The sequence below is a fragment of the Winogradskyella sp. Asnod2-B02-A genome (assembly GCF_045063645.1).
Taxonomy (GTDB): Bacteria; Bacteroidota; Bacteroidia; order Flavobacteriales; family Flavobacteriaceae; genus Winogradskyella.
In genome coordinates, this window is sequence record NZ_JBEFOG010000027.1 from 1942534 (window position 1) to 1962163 (window position 19630).

The window sequence follows — 19630 nt, forward strand, 5'->3', positions numbered from 1 at the left end:
CTATGGACAAGCAAAACATTTCGGTAGGCCTAGATATAGGTACCACAAAAATTGTGGCCATGATTGGTCGCAAAAACGATTATGGTAAAGTAGAGATTTTGGGCTTAGGTAAGGCCAAAAGTATGGGTGTGCATCGTGGTGTGGTTAATAATATCACGCAGACCATTCAATCTATTCAACAAGCAGTACAAGAAGCTGAAGCTGCTGCCTCAGAAAAAATAGAGGAAGTAACTGTTGGTATTGCAGGTCAGCATATTCGTAGTTTACAGCATAGTGATTATATCACTAGACCAAATTCTGACATCGTAATTGATGAAGATGACATTGATCGTTTAATTAATCAAGTACATAAATTGGTAATGCTTCCTGGTGAAGAAATTATCCATGTTTTACCACAAGAGTTTAAAATTGATGGTCAGGCTGAAATTAAAGAGCCAATAGGTATGTATGGCGGACGACTTGAAGCTAATTTTCATGTTGTAGTTGGTCAGGTATCATCCATTAGAAATATTGGTAGATGTATTAAAAGTTCAGGATTACAATTAGAAGGTATTACGTTAGAACCTCTAGCTTCTGCAAATGCAGTTTTGAGTAGAGAAGAAAAGGAAGCTGGTGTTGCACTGATTGATATAGGTGGAGGAACAACAGATTTAGCTGTTTTTAAAGATGGTATTATTCGTCATACAGCAGTAATTCCTTTTGGTGGAAATGTAATTACTGAAGACATCAAAGAAGGCTGTTCTATAATTGAAAAACAAGCAGAACTTTTAAAAGTGAAGTTTGGTTCTGCATGGCCAGGAGAAAACAAGGATAACGAAATTGTATCTATTCCAGGATTAAGAGGAAGGGAGCCAAAAGAAATAACGTTAAAGAATTTGTCTAAAATTATTCACGCAAGAGTTGTGGAAATTATAGAACAAGTTTACGTTGAAATAAAAAATTACGGTCATGAGGAGCAAAAGAAAAAACTCATTGGTGGTATTGTTTTAACAGGTGGTGGAAGCCAATTAAAACATTTAAAACAACTTGTTGAATACATCACAGGAATGGATACCAGAATAGGATATCCAAACGAGCATTTAGCAGGTGATAGTGATGAAGATATAGCAAGTCCATTATTTGCCACAGCAGTTGGTTTAGTAATGGATGGTTTAAAACGTCAAGAACGTAAAAAAGTAGAAGCAATCGAAGAAGAAATGACTGCTGCTGTAGAAGAAGAACAAATGCAAGAACCAGAAATGGATGTTGTTGTAGAAGAACCAAAAAAAGAGCGTCGTTCATTTTTAGATAAATTAACGGATCGTGTAAAGGATTTTTTAGATAATGCGGAGTAATGCGCAAGTAAAAATTGTCTAAATAGAATTAAAATAAAATTGAAAACCCATAATCATAATTAAAATGAGTAGTAGCAACGAATTTGGAAACATTTCATTTGATTTGCCAAAGCACCAATCAAACGTCATCAAGGTAATTGGTGTTGGTGGTGGTGGAAGCAATGCCATTAATCACATGTTTCAACAAGGTATAAAAGGTGTAGATTTTGTAATCTGTAATACAGATTCTCAAGCACTTCAAAGTAGTGGTGTTCCTAATAAAATTCAGTTAGGAGTTAATTTAACTGAAGGATTAGGTGCAGGCGCAAACCCAGATGTTGGAGAAGAAGCAGCTGTAGAAAGTTTAGAAGACATCCGTAGAATGTTAGATACCAATACAAAAATGGTATTTATCACTGCAGGAATGGGTGGAGGAACAGGTACAGGTGCTGCGCCAGTTATTGCTAAAATGGCTAAAGAACTCGATATACTTACTGTAGGAATTGTAACAATGCCGTTTCAGTTTGAAGGTAAAATGCGAAATGCGCAAGCACAACGTGGTATAGAAAAGTTACGTGCACATGTAGACTCGTTAGTTGTTATTAATAATAATAAGCTTCGTGAAGTTTATGGAAACCTTGGGTTTAAAGCAGGTTTCTCTAAAGCAGATGAAGTATTATCAACAGCATCTCGTGGTATAGCAGAAGTAATAACACATCACTATACACAGAATATTGATTTACGTGATGCTAAAACCGTATTAAGTAATAGTGGAACCGCAATTATGGGATCTGCTACAGCTTCTGGCCAAACAAGAGCACAAGAAGCTATTATGAGCGCTTTAGATTCACCATTACTTAACGATAATAAAATCACAGGAGCTAAAAACGTATTGTTGCTAATCGTTTCTGGTTCTCAAGAAATTACTATTGATGAAATCGGTGAAATAAATGATCACATTCAAACTGAAGCAGGATTTGGAGCCAATATAATTATGGGTGTTGGTGAAGATGAGGATTTACAAGAGTCTATTTCAGTAACTATTATTGCTACTGGGTTTGATCTTGATCAGCAGAATGAAATTTCTAATACTGAAACAAAAAAAGTAATTCACGCTTTAGGAGAAACAACTGAAACGACTACTCAAGAAAAGGAGCCAGCGATTATAACGCCAGATATTGTTTTAGAAAAAGAAAAGGAAAATCCTATTGTTAGACATACTTTACTTGAAGAAGAAGAGGTTGTTGCTGAGACTAAAGTTGATGATAAAAATGAGACAAACTTAATTGCGACTACGGATTTCTTAAAAAACATGAATGTAGTTTATGATGAAGTTTTAGATTCTAAACCGCAAGCTGTAATTGAGCCTGAAGAATTTGTTATTACACCAATAGTAAATAAAGCAGAAACAATTGAAGAAGTACAAGAAGAGCAAATTACATTTTCTTTCGATTTACCATTAGCAAAAAAAGAGCCTGAACAAGTTGAAGAGCCTAAAGCTGAAGAAGAAAAAATGCTCTTCAGTTTAGAAGAAGAAGTTAAGGATATTGATGTTAACCAACCTATTGAAATTATTTCAGTAACAGAAGTTAATGAGCAAGGTGAAAAGCGTTATGCTTTAGATGATTTTGAAACATTTGAATCTTCTATAAACACTAAAAATGAAAGAACAGAAGTAAAAGAAGAAATTGTTTTTGAAAAGAAAACACTTCCTTTAGACGAAACTGTAGAGGCAACTGAGGAAGAAATAGATCCTATAAACAGTCCGCTTTCAGATTTATTAATTGCTCGTGCAGATGAGCGCAGAAGAAAAATGAAAGATTTCAATTATAAGTTTAATACTGCTAAAATAGACGAAATCGAAAAAGTACCTGCTTACAAAAGACATGGTGTTAATTTAGAAGATGCTCAACATTCTTCTGAAACAAAAGCGTCAAGAATGTCTGTGGGAACAGATGAAAATGACGATATTCAATTAAGAAGTAATAATTCATTTTTACACGATAATGTAGATTAATAGCAAATTTTGTTATGGTGTAAAAACACTAAAGTCAAGCCCAAAAAGTCACTCAAGCTTTTTGGGCTTTTTGTTTATAATAGGTTGCGATATAGCCTCAATCTTATGTGTTTTGAGCAAAACTTTTTACTATCTTCGCACTTCTTAAAAAGAACAAAATTATGAGTTTACAAGTGGATATAATGACTGCTATGAAAGCAGCAATGAAAGGAAAAGATCAAACAGCTTTAGCTGCTTTGAGAGCTGTAAAATCAGAAATATTATTAGCACAAACAGCTACAGGATCTAAAGAAGAGATTTCTGAAGATGAGGAAATAAAAATCTTATCTAAGATGGTAAAACAGCGTAAAGATAGTGCTGCCATATTTTTAGAACAAGATCGTAAGGATTTAGCTGAACCAGAATTAGCTCAAGCAAAAATTATCAGTCAGTTTTTACCGGCTCAACTCTCTGAAGAGGAAATAACCGTTGAGGTAATGAAAACAATTGCAGCAATAGGAGCAGAAGGTATGAAGGATATGGGTAAAGTTATGGGAATTGTAAGTCAGAATTTAGCTGGTAAAGCTGATGGAAAAACAATTTCTAGTATTGTAAAGGCAAAGTTGTCTTAAAGCATATACCTGCATTTACAGGTGGTAATGGCCTCGTAGTTCAACTGGATAGAATATCAGATTTCGGCTCTGAGGGTTGGAGGTTCGAATCCTCTCGAGGTCACGAATAAATAGTTTCATAAGAAAAAACGCCAAGCTTGCTTGAGCGTTTTTTTGTTGAAACTATTTTCAAGGCTGAGCATTAAAGGATGCGTAGCAATCCTCTAATGCTTAGCATTGCTTTTTAACGATAATAAAAAAAAATAGCTTGCTTAAGCGTTTTTTTGTTGAAACTATTTTCAAGGCTGAGCGTTAAAGGAAGCGAAACAACTCTTAGTTTTATTCCAGCTCTATCTCTAAAATATTAGCATTATTTTTATTTCCTTCGTTAGAGATAAATAATTGTCCGTTAGTGCTAAACGTTATACCTTCTGGTTGGCTAAAATCATGTTTGTTTAAATTATATGTTTTTGAAATTTCACCGTTTGAATGTAATAGGAGAAGTTTTAAATTTTTACTATCTAATACGTAAATATCTTGTGTTTGAGGGTGCACAGCAATAGCAGAAGGTCTTAAAGTCTTTTCAATCTTTTTAGATTTAGAAGTTTCTAATTTTTTTGATTTTAAATCAATTTCAATTATTGGAATAGTATCAAAGCTTTTAGTTTGTATAGGGATTTGATAAATGCTTTTAATCTGTTTTTTCCCTAAGTCTTTATCTTTTGGCGTTAGTAATAATCTATTGTTTTGCTTATCAAAAGTTAAACTTTCCATGTTATTTTTTTCTGTAAACGGAGTTTTAATTTTCGATATTTTTATGTTTTTAGAATGGTAATCTAATATTTCATAAATTAAGCCATCACTACGTAAAACATAAGCATCTTGGTTGTTTATAGTAATGTCTTCATAATCGCCAGCATCGGCAAATTTTATATCCTTTATGATAGAGTTTAGTTGGGTGTTGTAAATGAAAATGTGTCCCATTTCATCTTGTATGCAGGCAAATGTGTTTTTGCTTAGCCAAACAATACCACTAACTTCTTCTAAAATGTCTGGTAATATTGAGGTGTTTTTTATGCTGTAATTTTTAAATGTTTCTATTTTAAGGGTGTCAGTATGTTGTTTAATTGTGTTAAGTTTTGAACTTTTAAGAAATAATGTAATACAGATAAAGAGTATCAATACTATTACAATATTTAACGTTTTAGAAGTCTTCATTTAATTTTATTTTGGAGTAAGTAAATCCAGTCTGCCACAATATAAATAATTAATATTAGCCCGTTTAAGTTTATCAATTTAGAATGGAATAATGTATGCTTTTTTAACAATCATTTAGCACTAAGGTCTTAAATTATATATTTACTTTGTAAATAAATTAGAACAGAAATGTTAAGAAAGCTTTTTAATATTTTATTGGTTTTTGTTGGCTTGGCAAATTCTGTCTATGCTAATGATTTTGAGGTATTAAATAGTGGTTTACAGTTTTCTGTAAATACAGAATCTTCAGGAGAAGTCTATGAGAACATTAATTCTCACCACTACTTTTTCGACTTACAAATTGAAGATTTTACTACAGTTTTTAATGCGGATACTGAGCCGACTCATTTTGAGGACGTTAATATAAATAATTATGGGCTTAGTTGTCTTAATGATTATTTTTCTGCACTACAACATTCTCAATTTGTTAAGGCAAAGCAGAACTGCATTCGCAATTTTTATTTAAGGGAAATTCTTTTTCCATTTCACAGTTTTTGGTAATACAAGTGTAAAGCATCATTATAGATGATGAGTCAATTATGGTATATAGTACCATATCAATTTTTTTACACTTTAAATTTTATTAAAAAACAAATATCATGGGAACAGGATTAATTATTATCGATATTATTATCGTCGCTATTGTTATTTTACCTTTTGCTTTATTTATAAATGGAAGCAAAAAAAGATCAAGAGAACTTCGTAACGCGCTTAAGACGGAAGCAACAGAACATAATTGTAAATTAGATAAACTCGAAATACATGGTAACTACGCAATTGGTGTAGATACTTCTCAGCAAAAGTTATTCTTTCATAGAAAAACAGAGACTTCTGTTTATTCTAAGGTTATAGATTTATCTACAGTTATGTCTTGTAAAACAACAAAAGAAACAAAACGTGTTAAGGATAAAACGAATCATTATGACGTCGTTGAAAAAATAGGTTTATCGTTTTATCATCGTGAACAAAATAATGATGCTTACGTTGAGTTTTATGATAATGACCTAATGATTTTAAGTGACCAACTAGAGGTAGCTCAAAATTGGCAAGATTTTTTAAATCAACTTTTATCATCAAAGGATCATACGCTCAATATACAAAACCAGAAACATAGAGTTATTGCAGTAAATGCATCATAATACTGGAAAACACGTTTTGTGATTTAGATTTAAGAAAAACGTCTTTCAAATTTAAATTTGAAGGACGTTTTGTTTTATAAAAATAATTCAAAATCTAAGAGAGTGGTTTTATAAGTTATTAATCTAATTTGAATTTTGATGTTAAGGTGATCATCTTTTCACTTAAACTAAACAACCAATACAATTGTTCCCAAATTAAATGGGCTTCCTTATGAGTGCTTTCACTATTTGATTGGGAAATGACATTCTTAGTAATACGATGTATAGGAAAATTAAAATGTTCAGGTTTAAATATTGAATCATTAGTTTTAGAATCTTCAAAGTTAATAACCTTCAATTGAGAACAGATGATCTCTAAATTGTTATTTATTTTTTCTGAAATTATTTTAAAGTCCTCTGAAGCTTCTGAGGTTGAGTTATTTTGAATGTAAATGCTCAACGATGCCAACGAAGCTAAAAAGCTATGATTAATAACCACTAGCTCATAAATATCGTCTATATGGTTTTGTTTAGATTCTGGCTCTTGAGCCATACGCTGAAATGCAGAACTTAGATTAGACATTTGCAAGAAGGCTTCTTTTCTATTGACTTTTAAACTTGTTGGAACAGTACCTTTCTTTTGGTAAAAATTGCTAATAGATTTAAAAAAAGCCGTATTTGCTTTTAAAGCGGCTTTAATATTGTCACCAATTTCCATAAATGACCAAGCAGGTAAAAGCCAACGCATGGCCATATAAGATAATGCAGCACCAATTAATGTATCTAAAACTCTAAATTGAATTACCGTTAATATATTAGGCTCTAAAATGGCATAAATAAAAATGACACTCAAGGTAATAAATGTGGCAGAAGCTTTGTAGTTTTTTTGCACCATAGAAAAGGCAACTACTAGAGAAAGCACGCCTAAGGCACCATACATGTATGGATCATTAACCATAAAGACCAATACACTCGCTAAAGCAGCTCCTATAAGCGTTCCAATCATTCGATCTTGTGAGCGTTTTTTTGTAAGGCCATAACTTGGTCTCATAATTACAATTATGGTTAGAATAATCCAATAAGGATTCTGAAAGTCGAAAAATAAACCAATACCATAACCTAACATTACCGCAACTGATAAGCGCAACGAGTGCTTAAAAATTGTAGATCTAAAACTAAGGTTTCTCAATAATAATTTTGGACTGTAATCTTGTGAATCAATAAAACGCTTTAGCTTATCATTTTTTATATAATCGTCTGAGGTTAATTGCGGATTACCTAATAACCATTTAATTTTTTTTAATTTTTCGAATTGCTTTTTCTGATAGTCTAATAGATTCTGAAGCATTAAATAACGCTCATAATCTTCTAGGTTATTTTCATTTTTAAATTTTAGAAGATCACTTTCAAGCGCTTTAAAAGCATCAGAAAGGGCAAGGTTTGATGTAAATAGTTTTGGCTTATTAATATTTTTAGCAATAGAACGTAATTGAAGAGATAACTCGGAAATTAACCTTTGAAAATCAGTTTTAAACTCAGGATGCTGTGCAAAAAGCACATCCATTTTGTCATAATTTACAGGATTAGCAATCGCAGCTTCCAAAATTTCAACCAATTGAATAAACACTAATAAGCGTCTACTTTGATAGTTAGACTTACCTGAACTTTTTCGCGATAGTATTAATATTTCACGCAAGGTTTGGTGATGTTCGGTTAACTCACTTTGCAAGGTCATAAGTTGAGTTTGTAATGTTTCTCTATCAGGTTGTTCTCCTATAAGTTGCCTTCTAGTATCTAAAAAATCAGCGGTTAATAAAAATGTTTGATTAAGTGTTTCTTCGGTTTGAGCCTTTGGATTGATATAATACCATAATGTTGAGAGAAATAAATACCATAATCCACCAACACCTATTAATATGGCATATTGGTAGACTTCTAGAGTATCAGATGTGTGGGCAAAACTTAAAACTAATGCCAATAATCCAGAAAAGCTTATTAATGATGCTCTAAATCCGTAAATTGAAATAAAGGCAATACAAAAGGTTAAAAAGCCCAAAATAGGGAATAGTAAAAAATTTGAAATATTGAGATAACCTCCAATAAAACTAATAACAACCACTAGTATCGCAGAAAAAAGGATTCCAACTTGTTTGTGTTTTAATCGACCACTAACATCACTAGGAGAACACCAAAATGCGCCAAAACAAAGCGCAAGTCCAACTTCAAATTGTTGCGTTGCGATACCTAAAACTATAGGTATTGTTACAGCAATACTAACTAATACTGCTTTTGAAAAACTAGTGCTTTTAAAGAATTCAAATAACTCTTTAGCGTGTTTGGAGATGAAGGTTAAAATGAGCTTTATAATTTTAAGTTTAAAACAAAGATACAACTTGAGTAGTGATGCAGGTTTTATTTATAACTAACAATTACAATAAAAATAAAAGCTGTTAACTTTCATTAAAACAATGAAAGTTAACAGCTAAAAGAATAATACAGATGTGTTTATTATTTCATAATACGTGTTAACTGAAAGAATTTCTTGTAATCATCTGGTATGGTATCAATATTTAGTAATGACCCTTCTTCCATTGGAGGATAAATATCATGATAGGTTTTTACATCGTATAGACCAACACGTTTGCTTATGTGATCTCTTGTTAATTCAGCTGGACTATTTAATCCTGCAGCAGCAACAAGTTCTAAGAAGCTATGAATGGTAGCTTCGTGGTATCTATTTGCTCGTGGTGCTTTGTCTTCTACAACCAAACCTTTAACTAAAGAGGCATTTTGAGTTGCCACACCAACAGGGCATGTATTAGTATTACATTGTAAAGCTTGAATGCAACCAATAGCTAACATCATAGCACGTGCACTATTACAGCCATCTGCTCCTAAGGCTAAAGCTCTTGCCATGTGGAAACCTGTAATTATCTTTCCGGCAACAATGACTTTTATATCTTTTCTAAGTCCAAAGCCTACTAAGGTATCGTGTACAAAAATTAAACCTTCTCTTAATGGCATTCCCATAGAATTAGAAAATTCAACAGGTGCAGCACCAGTTCCTCCTTCACCACCATCTACAGTAATAAAATCGGGTTGAATTCCTGTGAAAATCATAGCTTCACAAAAATCCATAAATTCTTGTTTTCGTCCTAAACAGAGTTTGAAACCAATTGGTTTTCCATCAGAAAGATCTCTTAATTTCTTAATAAAATGCATAAACTGAATAGGATCAGAAAATGCAGAATGCGACGGAGGTGAATGCACAGCAATACCAGGTTGTACGTGTCTAATTTTTGCTATTTCTTCCGTGTTTTTTGAAGCAGGTAAAATACCACCATGACCAGGTTTTGCACCTTGAGATAGCTTTATTTCTATCATCTTTACTTCTGGTCTTAAAGCATTGGTTTTAAATGTAGTTTCGTTAAAAGTACCATCGTCATGTCTACAGCCAAAATAACCGGTTCCAACTTGCCATATTAAATCTCCACCATTTTTTAAATGGTATTCACTTATTCCACCTTCACCTGTATTATGGGCGAAATTCCCCATTTTGGCGCCTTTATTTAAGGCGAGCACAGCGTTGTTGCTTAAAGACCCAAAACTCATAGCTGAAATATTCAATAAGCTAGAAGAATAAGGTTGCTTACAATCCTTACCACCAATTAATAAACGTGGAAACTCACCAATATCCTTTGGGTTGGTTTTGGCATACATGGAGTGCTCTAGCCATTCATAGCCAGAATGATAAATATCCATTTGCGTGCCAAATGGTTCTGTGTCATTTTCTCCCTTGGCTCTTCGATAGATTAATGATCTTAAAATTCTATTAAGTGGTCGTCCTTGCGTATCAGTCTCAACAAAATACTGCATTATTTCTGGTCTAATAGACTCTAGCATATATCTAAACCTTCCTAGTAAAGGAAAGTTACGTCTAATAGTATGTGATGTTTGCATAATGTCAAAAACACCCATTATAACAAGTGGTCCTACTAGTATAAAAGCCCATAGAATAGGCTTCCAAATAAAAGCAATTCCGATAATTGCTGAAACAAGAACGACTGAAATAATAATAAAATACTCACGAACTTTCATAGTGTCTACTTTAAATAAAGCGGTAAATATAAGATTACGCAATTAAATAATTAAGCTAAAAATATATAGTTTAACTTTTTTATTGAAAAATCTAAAAATTGGTATGTCTTATGGATAAATTAATTTTTATATCCATTATGCTCAGATAGAAAACGTTTTAATATAAGAAGAATGAATATGAAATTCATGTAGTAATCCTTAATAGCATACATTCAAAACGATAAGTAATCTCTATGTTTTAATAACCATAAAAAGATATTTTTGTGGTTATTTTTTTTGAATTTAGTTTTATTATGTATTTACATCCCAAAAAAATCTAGAAATAAAGATTGGTATTATGGCTTAAATTAATGAGATAACTTTTATTTTAACCCATAAATTTATTTCAGAGTCTTATTGCATGCTGCTACAAACTGAACAACAAAAATTAGAATGGGAATTAATATATACGTACGTCATACCTATAGGAATAGGAATCATAGCTCTGTTTATAATATTTAGATTGGTTATTATTTTTCAGCATCTATTTACTAGATATTTAAAGAAACCAATAGTCACTCACTTTTATCTAAAGCTTAAAAAACTGACTCCTATTCAGTTGTCAATTTTAAAAAATGAATATCCCTTATTTGGTAAGTTGTCAGACCAACATCAGTCATATTTTGAACATAGAGTAGCGAGGTTTATAGATAAAACTCAATTTATTGGAAAACAAGGCCTCGTTGTTACAGAACAAATGAAAGTTTTAGTTGCGGCAACATCGATAATGTTAACATTCGGATTTAGAAAGTATCTTTTAGATTTAATAAATACTGTTATTTTATATCCAGAATCTTATTATTCTCAAATTAATGAGGCAAATCATAAAGGGGAAACAAATCCACAGTTAAAGGCCATAGTGTTTTCTTGGAAAGATTTTAAGCAAGGTTATAACATAGGAGATGATAACTTAAATCTTGGTATCCATGAGTTTGGCCATGCAATTCATCTTAACGCATCAATAAATAATGATGTAAGTAGTGTCATATTTAGTCGTGGGTTTCAGAATTTAACGTCCTATCTGCAAAATAACCCAAGGCTTAGAGAGCACTTAATTGCTTCAAAATATTTTAGAGCTTATGCTTATACTAATCAATTTGAATTTTTTGCTGTGTTACTTGAGAATTTTATTGAAACGCCTAAAGAATTCAAATCACAATTTCCACATCTATATAGCTATATAAAGGAAATGCTGAATTTTAAGTTTGCAGGTTATTAGAGACTATTTAAAATAAACCTTATTTTTAACCTAAAAATAAAACATGAAGAGAATATTGGTAACTGGAGGAGCTGGGTTTGTTGGTTCGCATCTATGTGATCGTTTATTAAGCGAAGGAAATGAGGTCATTTGCTTGGATAATTATTTTACAGGTTCTAAGAAAAATATTGAGCACTTAATGGATCACCATTATTTTGAATTAGTGCGTCATGATATTATTAATCCATACATGGTTGAAGTCGATGAAATCTATAATTTAGCCTGTCCTGCGTCACCTATACATTACCAATATAATCCTATAAAAACGGTTAAGACCTCCGTTATGGGTGCCATTAATATGTTAGGATTGGCAAAACGAGTTGGAGCAAAAATATTGCAAGCTTCTACAAGTGAGGTTTATGGAGATCCATCTGTTCACCCACAACCAGAGAGTTATTGGGGAAATGTTAATCCAATTGGGTTACGATCTTGCTACGATGAAGGAAAACGTTGCGCAGAAACGCTGTTTATGGATTATCATAATCAGAACCAAGTGAAGATAAAAATCATTCGTATTTTTAATACTTATGGACCAAAAATGCATCCTCAAGATGGTCGTGTGGTTTCAAACTTTATTATGCAAGCGCTGCAAGGCGACGATATTACAATTTTTGGTGATGGAACTCAAACTAGAAGTTTTCAGTATGTTGATGATTTAGTTGAAGGAATGCACCGTATGATGAATAGTAGAGATGGTTTTATCGGTCCAGTAAATATAGGTAACCCAATAGAGTTTACTATGTTGGACTTGGCTAAAGAAGTGATAGATTTAATAGGTTCAAAATCTAAAATTTCATTTCTACCATTACCACAAGATGACCCCTTACAAAGGCAACCAGATATTAGTTTAGCAAAGAAAGAATTAGGAGGTTGGGAACCAAAGATTCAATTAAAAGAAGGGCTTAAGCACACTATTAATTATTTTGATAATTTACTTAAAGAAGTATAAGACCTAACAAAAAGTGTCTTAAATAAAAAAGGTTCACAATTTAAATTGTGAACCTTTTTTATATTTTATTGTTAAGTTGTATTACAATTTAAATACCGCTTGTAAGTGATATTGATAGTGATTGTCATCATAACCGCTATCAGGATGATTAAATGCAAATTTACCTATAGTTTGAGCTCTCAAACCAAAAGTTCTACTATTGTTTAACCATACTAAAACTCCACCACCAAGGTTGGCAGACATATTTGTTTCATCTATATGAAAAAAGCCAATACCGGCATTAACATATAATTCAAGCCAATCTATACGGTCTCCTAATATATGTTCTCCAAAATAATATTTTACATGCGTATCTAATGATAAGTAATTATAATCTTCTTTAAGATTATTGTAATCACTATCTATTCTATTCTCAGTAGTAAAACCATTAAAAGTAATAGATTGTTCTATTGCAAATTTTTCGGTCCAATTTAACTCAACTGCTGCAGCGATAGGAGTTTGAAAGCTCCAATCTTCTGGGTGATAGATAGGTGATTGAGAACCTAAACTATTAATGGCATTAACACCAATGTTTAAATACCAATCTTTCTCACTCCTTTGTGCGAAAGCAGATATACTAAAAGATACTAATAATGCTACTAAAATTAATTTTTTCATTCTGAAATAATTTTGTTCAAAGGTAAACTTTATGGATTATAAAACAAATATTGATTAAAATTTTTATAATATTAATCAAAAAAAAACTAAAAGTGGTTCAAAATAGACTTAAAATGATTGAAAATTCTGTTTCTATCTGATATTATGGCTTTTCTATAGGTCTTATTGCATATAAAAAGCCACAATCGGTATAATAAAATGGGTGTAAATCTAATTATTCCTATCAGTTTATTCCAATTTTTATAAAATTTAAGGTGCTTTAGCTTAAATAAATAGAAATTGGTAAAAATGTTAGTTTTCACATTGGTCGCAATTACTATATCTTCAAAAAATAAGCTCGTGTATTTAAAGTAGTTTTTGTAAACCTTGTTTTTATACCATTCTTTAGTACCAGTGTAACTACGTTGTATAATAATAGTATCATAAGTTGATCTAAAGCTTATACTATTATATAGTGCGCCATAATCATTAATCTGAAAATTGAGAATATTATGCATTAAAAGGTGCTTATTTGAAGGAATATACACCTTGTTAATTTGTTTTTTTTCATTAAAGATGGCCTGATAGTTTAGCAAGTCATCATTATGGGTTGTAAATAATTTTCTATGTACTTCTACTGCAGCAATAGAAGTATCTGTAAGTTTTGTTTTTAGTCTAGGCAGATGTTTGTGTTCAAAAAAATCATTACCTAAAGTTTGGTCAGATGGGTAATAGCCATCATCACATAATAAGCGATATGCTTTTTTTAAATGTTTTGGAGCTACTAATATGTCAATGTCTCCTAGCATGCGCTCAGCATTATCCTCATAACATCCTGAGGCTAATAAAGCGGATCCTTTTAAAAAAACATGGTCTATCTGGTTTAAATTAAATAATTCTGAGATAGAACTAATTTGTTTAAATATAATAGAATTTCTTTTTCTATTTTCAGTAGTAATTAATTCAAGATAACTTAATAAGTCTTCTGGTAATTTGTCTAATAGTTTTCTAGCTTTGAGTCTGCAATAAATGGCTGGTATAACATAGTGCTTACTGCCTTCTCGTACTATATTTTCCCAATTAAACGTAGCGTTGCTAATGGTGTTCTCTAGTTGAGAATTTTTAGTTTCGAAACTGAGAATATCTGCAATATGTTGATATGTAATGGCTAAATTATCCATAGGTCTCTCAATGCGTTACTAATATAAACATTAAACCTTTTTGTTAAGTTGTTTAAATAATTTAGATATTTCATCAGTAACACTTTGAGTATCACTGTATGTTAGTTGATACATTTCTAATGTTGCTAACCAATCTAAAAATTGTTTTGCATGCAAAGGATTAGGTGATAACCAAGAATCAGGGATTATAGTTTCTAGTATTGTTTTAACCGATATGCGTTCTAATGTAGTGTCAGAATTGGGTGTGTAGTTCACCAAAATGATAGAACGACAAGGGTAGTGGTCTCTTTTAGGTTTAATACAAGGAATATATTTTAAGTTGCCCTTAGTTTTATTGAATTTTACAATCGGTAAATCTTTGAAACTAGGCACTAATGGCTCAAGTAAATTAAAGGCTCCTTGTTTTATGGATATTGCTGATGGGTTATAATAAATGTCTTGGTCTTCTGACAACATAGGAGATACATCATCAGCGAGTAAGTCAAAACCGTTGGCAGTTAATAAAGCGCAAAGTGTACTTTTTCCTTTTCCTGAGTTTCCTACAAATAGAATAGAAGAATGACCATCCGTAATTGTTGAACCATGAAAGGTGCCAATCCAATCGTTCTCATCTTTATTATGTAATGTACATAATAATTGCATAATAAATTTCCCTTGCATAAGATGATACTTGTGCTTTGATACTTGAGAAATTAATTTTTGATCTTTAAATAAATATAAATCGTCATTTTTTAAATAAATGTCGAATGTAGCTGAACTATTATTTTTAGATTCTACACAATAATGTGATAGTGCTGGATGTACAGTTTTTAAAACTAATTCAGAATCGTAATATATTTGAATAGTTTTCCCGTTAAAATCATATTGTTTGGAAATATGTCTTTGGGAGGTGTCTAAAGCAATTGAATCTATCTTAGGTGAGGTATAAGGATGATTACAGTCCTTAAGATAATTAAATAACGTTTCAGAAATGCGTTCGCTTTCTGAAACGTTATTATCATTTGAAATCGTTTTGATAAAATCAGCGTTTGAGCTAGATTTTAAATATGATTCTAAAAGCAATTTTAATTCTGATTCTATAATACTATAACTGTTAGATGCGGCAAACCACAATATCCAGTTTTCACCAAACAATTTTTTATATGTAGGTGCTAAGTTAGTATTCAAAATAAAAACCGAAAATTAATCGAACGGGTCACCTCCTGGATCTGGTGGTGATGACGATTGTGCTTTAAGTGGGTTTAAAATCACAAATGTTCCTACTGCAGTTAATGCAGCATACTTACCCATTTTTTGAATGGCTTCTTTACGAGTGATTTTATCTATGTTGTTGTCTTTCTTCATGGCTTTTGCCCTAAATTTGTGTTCAAAAATAATAAAATATTTTATTTATTAAAGTAAAATACGAAAAGGTTTACAATAAAAGTTAAAATTCTTTGATAAACCAATCTGATTCTTATCAATTTACATCTAAAGTTAATACTTTAATTGCACTAAAACTAGACTTCTTTACTTATCTACGTAATAATTATGAAGTTAGTTTTATTTAAAACCACAATATATACAATATTTTAAGAAATCAGGTATAAGAATTTAATGTATAATTACTTTTTGAGTTTTATTTTGTGTTCCGTTTATTAATTGTACTACATAAATTCCTGCAGTTAAATTGCTTGTATCTATGCTTTGCAATCTACTTGTACTGTCTAAAAGGGTTGTACTTACAGCTCTTCCTTGTATGTCATATATATAAGCTGTAGTATTTTCTAATAATTGTCCAGCAATAATTGCAGTCTTCTCATTAGAATTTGTATAGATTGTGATGTCTTCTAAACTGTGATCTATTGTTGAAAGTGTACTCTCCGAAAGACGTAAGTAAAAACGTCCTGTGCCACTAAGGTTAACATTTGGTGTTATTACATAGTCACCATTGTTTAATAGTGTTGATGTATTTTCAATAGTATCATCTAAGTACACGTCTATGGTACTTGGTAAATTAGTTTCACTTATACTAAACGTTAATTGTTCACTTTGGTTTGCATTAACACCTAAAGGAATTGTAACATCCAAGTAATCTGTTTTTCCGAGGGCTTGTACTGCAAAAGGAATTCCAGTATTGTCTTCAATTAATTCTGAATATAAAGCAAATGAAGGGGCTGCACCTCCTAATAAACTAGCATCATAACCAGGGTCTAATCCTAATGTTGAGTTCTGTGTAAAGAAAATGTCAGTAATAAAATTAGCATTAGCATTACTTAGGTTTAATTTTAAGTTGGATATTACTGCAGAATCTCTTCCAGCAATAAAATCATCGCCTCCAGTAGCTAAACGCATGTCAGAGCTAGTGGTTGTAAATTCAATATCGCCACCTGTATCACCTGAAGCAATAAAAAAGCCTTGTCCTGGTGCTATATTCATACTAGTGTTTAATAAAGCACTTATTATAGTGTAATCTCCAGCAGAAGTCCCGTCTGTACTATCGTTATATCCATAGATTACAACTGCACTAGGATCTAATAGACTAGCATTGTGAGATAAAAACTGTTGAGCATCTAAGTATGAAGGAAAAGGGTTTCCTATCAAGTTTAATTTACTAACTGTCCCTTGGGCTATTGTAACCTGAACTAAACTTGTATTTACTGTACCTTCAAAAGTAACAAGATTACTTGCTTCACCTTCTGTAATACCAGAACGGTAACCTTTACCTGCAGTTAATGGAGTAGTGTCAGTGTCATTCCAAAGTTCAAAAGGATCAGTGCTACTATTATTATCAAAACCACCAAATAGTACTTCAGGTCCAGAAGGATTAGCTCTAATGTTAGGGTTGTTTGCTATAAAAGTATCAAAAGCTTGTCCTGATAAAGGAGCACTAATTAAATCGTTTCCATTTACAGAATTGTTACTGTTAACATAACGATTGTATGTTACAGTTCCTGCAATGGTTCCATCTAGTATTAAACTAGAATAACTAGTAGATGTTGAGTTTAATGTCATGCCTTCCGTTCCATTAACTGTTAAAGAAACACCAGTATTTATAGTTAGGTTTGCTCCAGGTTTCACATAAACGTTATTAGAGTTGGTATTTACAGATATAGCTGCATCACCAGAGACAATAATAATATCATCAGAGATAGTAGACACGCCGTTTGGGTCGCTTGGTTTCCATGCATCACCATATCTATATTCATTTTCTAAAGATCCAGGTGTCATATCTGCAACATCCGCAGATGAAATTGTCCATTCTGAAGCTGTCCATGTTGCGTTTGGACTAGTCGTTTTAGGATTGTTTCTAATCGCTCTAGAATCAGTATATTCCCATGCCTCGCCGGTTCCGTCTTGACCAAGTTCACCATATGCATCTAATAATGTTCCAGAGATTTCATCTCCACCATAATAAAGAAAATAACCATCATCACCATTACCAGTAACATCACCAAAGTCTTCATCGGCATCATAACCATAAGCACTATTAATATTTGCAGAGTTACCAATTACTAAAATACAATTAGCACTTAAAGTACCTGTTAACGCTCGTGAACTTATGTTTCCTCCATTAGCTTGTCTAACGAAATAAATTTGTTCAGTGGATAAATCAATTGAAGTAGTCCCATTATTATATATCTCTACAAATCTGCCAGAGAAATCATCACCTGGATCGGCAACTTCTGTGATAATAAGAGAAGGAACTATAATATCGCTAGAAAGAATCGTTAAGTCAAAAATATCATTACTACCAATTGTTGCAGCATTTCCTCCTGCTACGTTTTGAATTTGAAACGTTAAAGTTTCATCTGTTTCCGCAATTATGTCGTCGGTTATTGTAATGCTAATTGTTTGATTAGCATTTGTACCACTAAGAAATGTTACCGTTTGTGTAGTATAAGTATCTATATCTGTCGCATCTCCAGTAACTAATACCACATCGAACGTTGTATCATTTATAGCATCTTCATTAGCTATGGTGAATTCTAGGTCATAAGTACCTACATCTTCAGAAACAGATGCCGTACTTCCTGTGAATTCAACAGTTGTGCTGGCTAATGTTGTAAAATTACCTGTTAAGGCAGTACTCATATAACAAGTGTCTGTATCGTTGTATTCGTAAACAGCAACATGGTAGGTTTCATTTTGTGTTAATCCTGTAACCGCTATCGATGTATCAGATCCGTTATAAACCAGATAGTTGCCAGTTCCTACTTCTGTTCCTGCAGCAAATGCCGCATTAGCAGTATATCCAGTACCGCTTGTTGGAGTAAAATCAACAGCAGCGCCTTCTTTCATAACAACAATAACATTGTCACCATTTCCACGTGCCCATGATAACGTCGCTGAATTTGATGTTACGCTAGATTCTGAAAATACAGTTGCTTCACTTGTTGGTGCTGTACAAGTAGAAATTGCAGTACCTTGAAGCACTATATTGTCGACTCCAAATGCTTCATAATTAGCATTAGAATTACAAACTATCCTCAAATATAATGTAGTACCTGTTCCAGTGAAGTTGTTACTAGAAATTGTTTGGAGTGCATAATTTAAAACGGTTCCGTTGGAAGTGTTAGCACCACCTGTTGCGTTATTTTCTAATTCTAATGGGTCATTTGTAACTGGTGAACTAAAACTATATAGTACATTCCAATTAGTATTATCCCAAGAATATTCTACACTTAGTTCATCTGTTGCATCCCAGTCATTTGGTACTCCTCCAAAATCAGCTGAGAAAATCAAATCAGAATATCCTGAAACATTTATTGAACCGAAATTTATTACCCCAGAAATCCCACTATTAATTGTTTTTGGGTTTGAACCTACAAATAACCAAGATCCTGTAACATTTGTGTATGGACCTCCGCTTTCATATATGTCGGAATTACTCGGTTCTGCTCTGTTGAAATATTGATCGCCTGGATCAGTACTTGGCGTTTGTGAAGGAGTATGACTATATCCACTTATATCAGCTTCAAAATCTTGTGTGTAGATTGTCGTTTGGGCAAACCCCAAATTAGTCAACATCAGTGCAAATAAAAATGTGTAAAGTTTTTTCATAAGTATATTTATTTAAAAATAGATTCGAGCGGTCAAAAATACTAAATCTTTAAGTTATAAGAGTTTTTAAATATTAATAAACTGTTAATTGTATTTGTTTGACACATCTTTTTTCTAAAGGTCACTTTTTA

General features: G+C 32.1%; 15 protein-coding genes and 1 tRNA gene. 8 read left to right on the top strand and 8 right to left on the bottom strand.

Translation table 11 applies throughout. The features are described 5' to 3' along the window. Nucleotides 1–2: 2 nt before the first annotated feature. From ftsA to ACJJVO_RS16320, 4 genes are all read left to right on the top strand, one after another. Nucleotides 3–1334, top strand: a complete 1332-nt coding sequence (gene ftsA / locus ACJJVO_RS16305) for a cell division protein FtsA (protein ID WP_405576011.1) — start codon at nucleotides 3–5, stop codon at nucleotides 1332–1334. A 64-nt stretch (nucleotides 1335–1398) separates the two neighbouring features. Continuing rightward, complete coding sequence (gene ftsZ / locus ACJJVO_RS16310; protein WP_405576013.1) at nucleotides 1399–3330, top strand: cell division protein FtsZ; 1932 nt, start codon at nucleotides 1399–1401, stop codon at nucleotides 3328–3330. Nucleotides 3331–3491: 161 nt separating this feature from the next. After that, complete coding sequence (locus ACJJVO_RS16315) at nucleotides 3492–3941, top strand: GatB/YqeY domain-containing protein (protein ID WP_405576014.1); 450 nt, start codon at nucleotides 3492–3494, stop codon at nucleotides 3939–3941. A 29-nt stretch (nucleotides 3942–3970) separates the two neighbouring features. Continuing rightward, nucleotides 3971–4044: transfer RNA gene (locus ACJJVO_RS16320), tRNA-Arg, on the top strand. Nucleotides 4045–4259: 215 nt separating this feature from the next. Here ACJJVO_RS16320 and ACJJVO_RS16325 read toward each other — a convergent pair. Beyond that, nucleotides 4260–5138, bottom strand: a complete 879-nt coding sequence (locus ACJJVO_RS16325) for an SdiA-regulated domain-containing protein (protein WP_405576017.1) — start codon at nucleotides 5136–5138, stop codon at nucleotides 4260–4262. Nucleotides 5139–5306: 168 nt separating this feature from the next. On the opposite strand from ACJJVO_RS16325, the gene ACJJVO_RS16330 reads away from it, so the two are divergent. Further along, a complete protein-coding gene (locus ACJJVO_RS16330) occupies nucleotides 5307–5678 on the top strand; it encodes a hypothetical protein (RefSeq protein WP_405576019.1) in 372 nt (123 codons plus the stop codon). Between the two features lie 98 nt (nucleotides 5679–5776). Next, nucleotides 5777–6316, top strand: coding sequence for a hypothetical protein (locus tag ACJJVO_RS16335; RefSeq protein WP_405576021.1), 540 nt, complete (start codon nucleotides 5777–5779; stop codon nucleotides 6314–6316). 118 nt (nucleotides 6317–6434) lie between these two features. On the opposite strand, the gene ACJJVO_RS16340 is transcribed toward ACJJVO_RS16335, so the two are convergent. Both ACJJVO_RS16340 and ACJJVO_RS16345 read right to left on the bottom strand, forming a co-directional pair. Continuing rightward, nucleotides 6435–8687 carry an FUSC family membrane protein gene (locus ACJJVO_RS16340; protein ID WP_405576023.1) on the bottom strand — a complete coding sequence of 751 codons (2253 nt, stop codon included), beginning with the start codon at nucleotides 8685–8687 and terminating at the stop codon, nucleotides 6435–6437. Nucleotides 8688–8803: 116 nt separating this feature from the next. Continuing rightward, the gene (locus ACJJVO_RS16345; protein WP_405576024.1) at nucleotides 8804–10393 is read right to left on the bottom strand and encodes an FMN-binding glutamate synthase family protein; all 1590 of its coding nucleotides are present in this window, start codon (nucleotides 10391–10393) and stop codon (nucleotides 8804–8806) included. 502 nt (nucleotides 10394–10895) lie between these two features. On the opposite strand from ACJJVO_RS16345, the gene ACJJVO_RS16350 reads away from it, so the two are divergent. Beyond that, nucleotides 10896–11651, top strand: a complete 756-nt coding sequence (locus ACJJVO_RS16350; RefSeq protein ID WP_405576973.1) for a zinc-dependent peptidase — start codon at nucleotides 10896–10898, stop codon at nucleotides 11649–11651. Nucleotides 11652–11694: 43 nt separating this feature from the next. Beyond that, nucleotides 11695–12639, top strand: a complete 945-nt coding sequence (locus tag ACJJVO_RS16355) for a UDP-glucuronic acid decarboxylase family protein (protein ID WP_405576026.1) — start codon at nucleotides 11695–11697, stop codon at nucleotides 12637–12639. A gap of 81 nt (nucleotides 12640–12720) precedes the next feature. On the opposite strand, the gene ACJJVO_RS16360 is transcribed toward ACJJVO_RS16355, so the two are convergent. The 5 genes from ACJJVO_RS16360 to ACJJVO_RS16380 all read right to left on the bottom strand — a co-directional run bounded on the left by ACJJVO_RS16360 (nucleotide 12721) and on the right by ACJJVO_RS16380 (nucleotide 19499). Continuing rightward, complete coding sequence (locus ACJJVO_RS16360; protein ID WP_405576027.1) at nucleotides 12721–13296, bottom strand: outer membrane beta-barrel protein; 576 nt, start codon at nucleotides 13294–13296, stop codon at nucleotides 12721–12723. An 86-nt stretch (nucleotides 13297–13382) separates the two neighbouring features. Then, nucleotides 13383–14456 carry a nucleotidyltransferase family protein gene (locus ACJJVO_RS16365; protein WP_405576028.1) on the bottom strand — a complete coding sequence of 358 codons (1074 nt, stop codon included), beginning with the start codon at nucleotides 14454–14456 and terminating at the stop codon, nucleotides 13383–13385. A gap of 30 nt (nucleotides 14457–14486) precedes the next feature. Then, a complete protein-coding gene (locus ACJJVO_RS16370; protein WP_405576029.1) occupies nucleotides 14487–15623 on the bottom strand; it encodes a hypothetical protein in 1137 nt (378 codons plus the stop codon). Between the two features lie 15 nt (nucleotides 15624–15638). After that, entirely contained in the window at nucleotides 15639–15800 is a 162-nt protein-coding gene (locus ACJJVO_RS16375) for a hypothetical protein (RefSeq protein ID WP_181897570.1), read from the bottom strand. Between the two features lie 249 nt (nucleotides 15801–16049). Further along, the gene (locus tag ACJJVO_RS16380; protein WP_405576031.1) at nucleotides 16050–19499 is read right to left on the bottom strand and encodes a beta strand repeat-containing protein; all 3450 of its coding nucleotides are present in this window, start codon (nucleotides 19497–19499) and stop codon (nucleotides 16050–16052) included. Nucleotides 19500–19630: the final 131 nt, after the last annotated feature.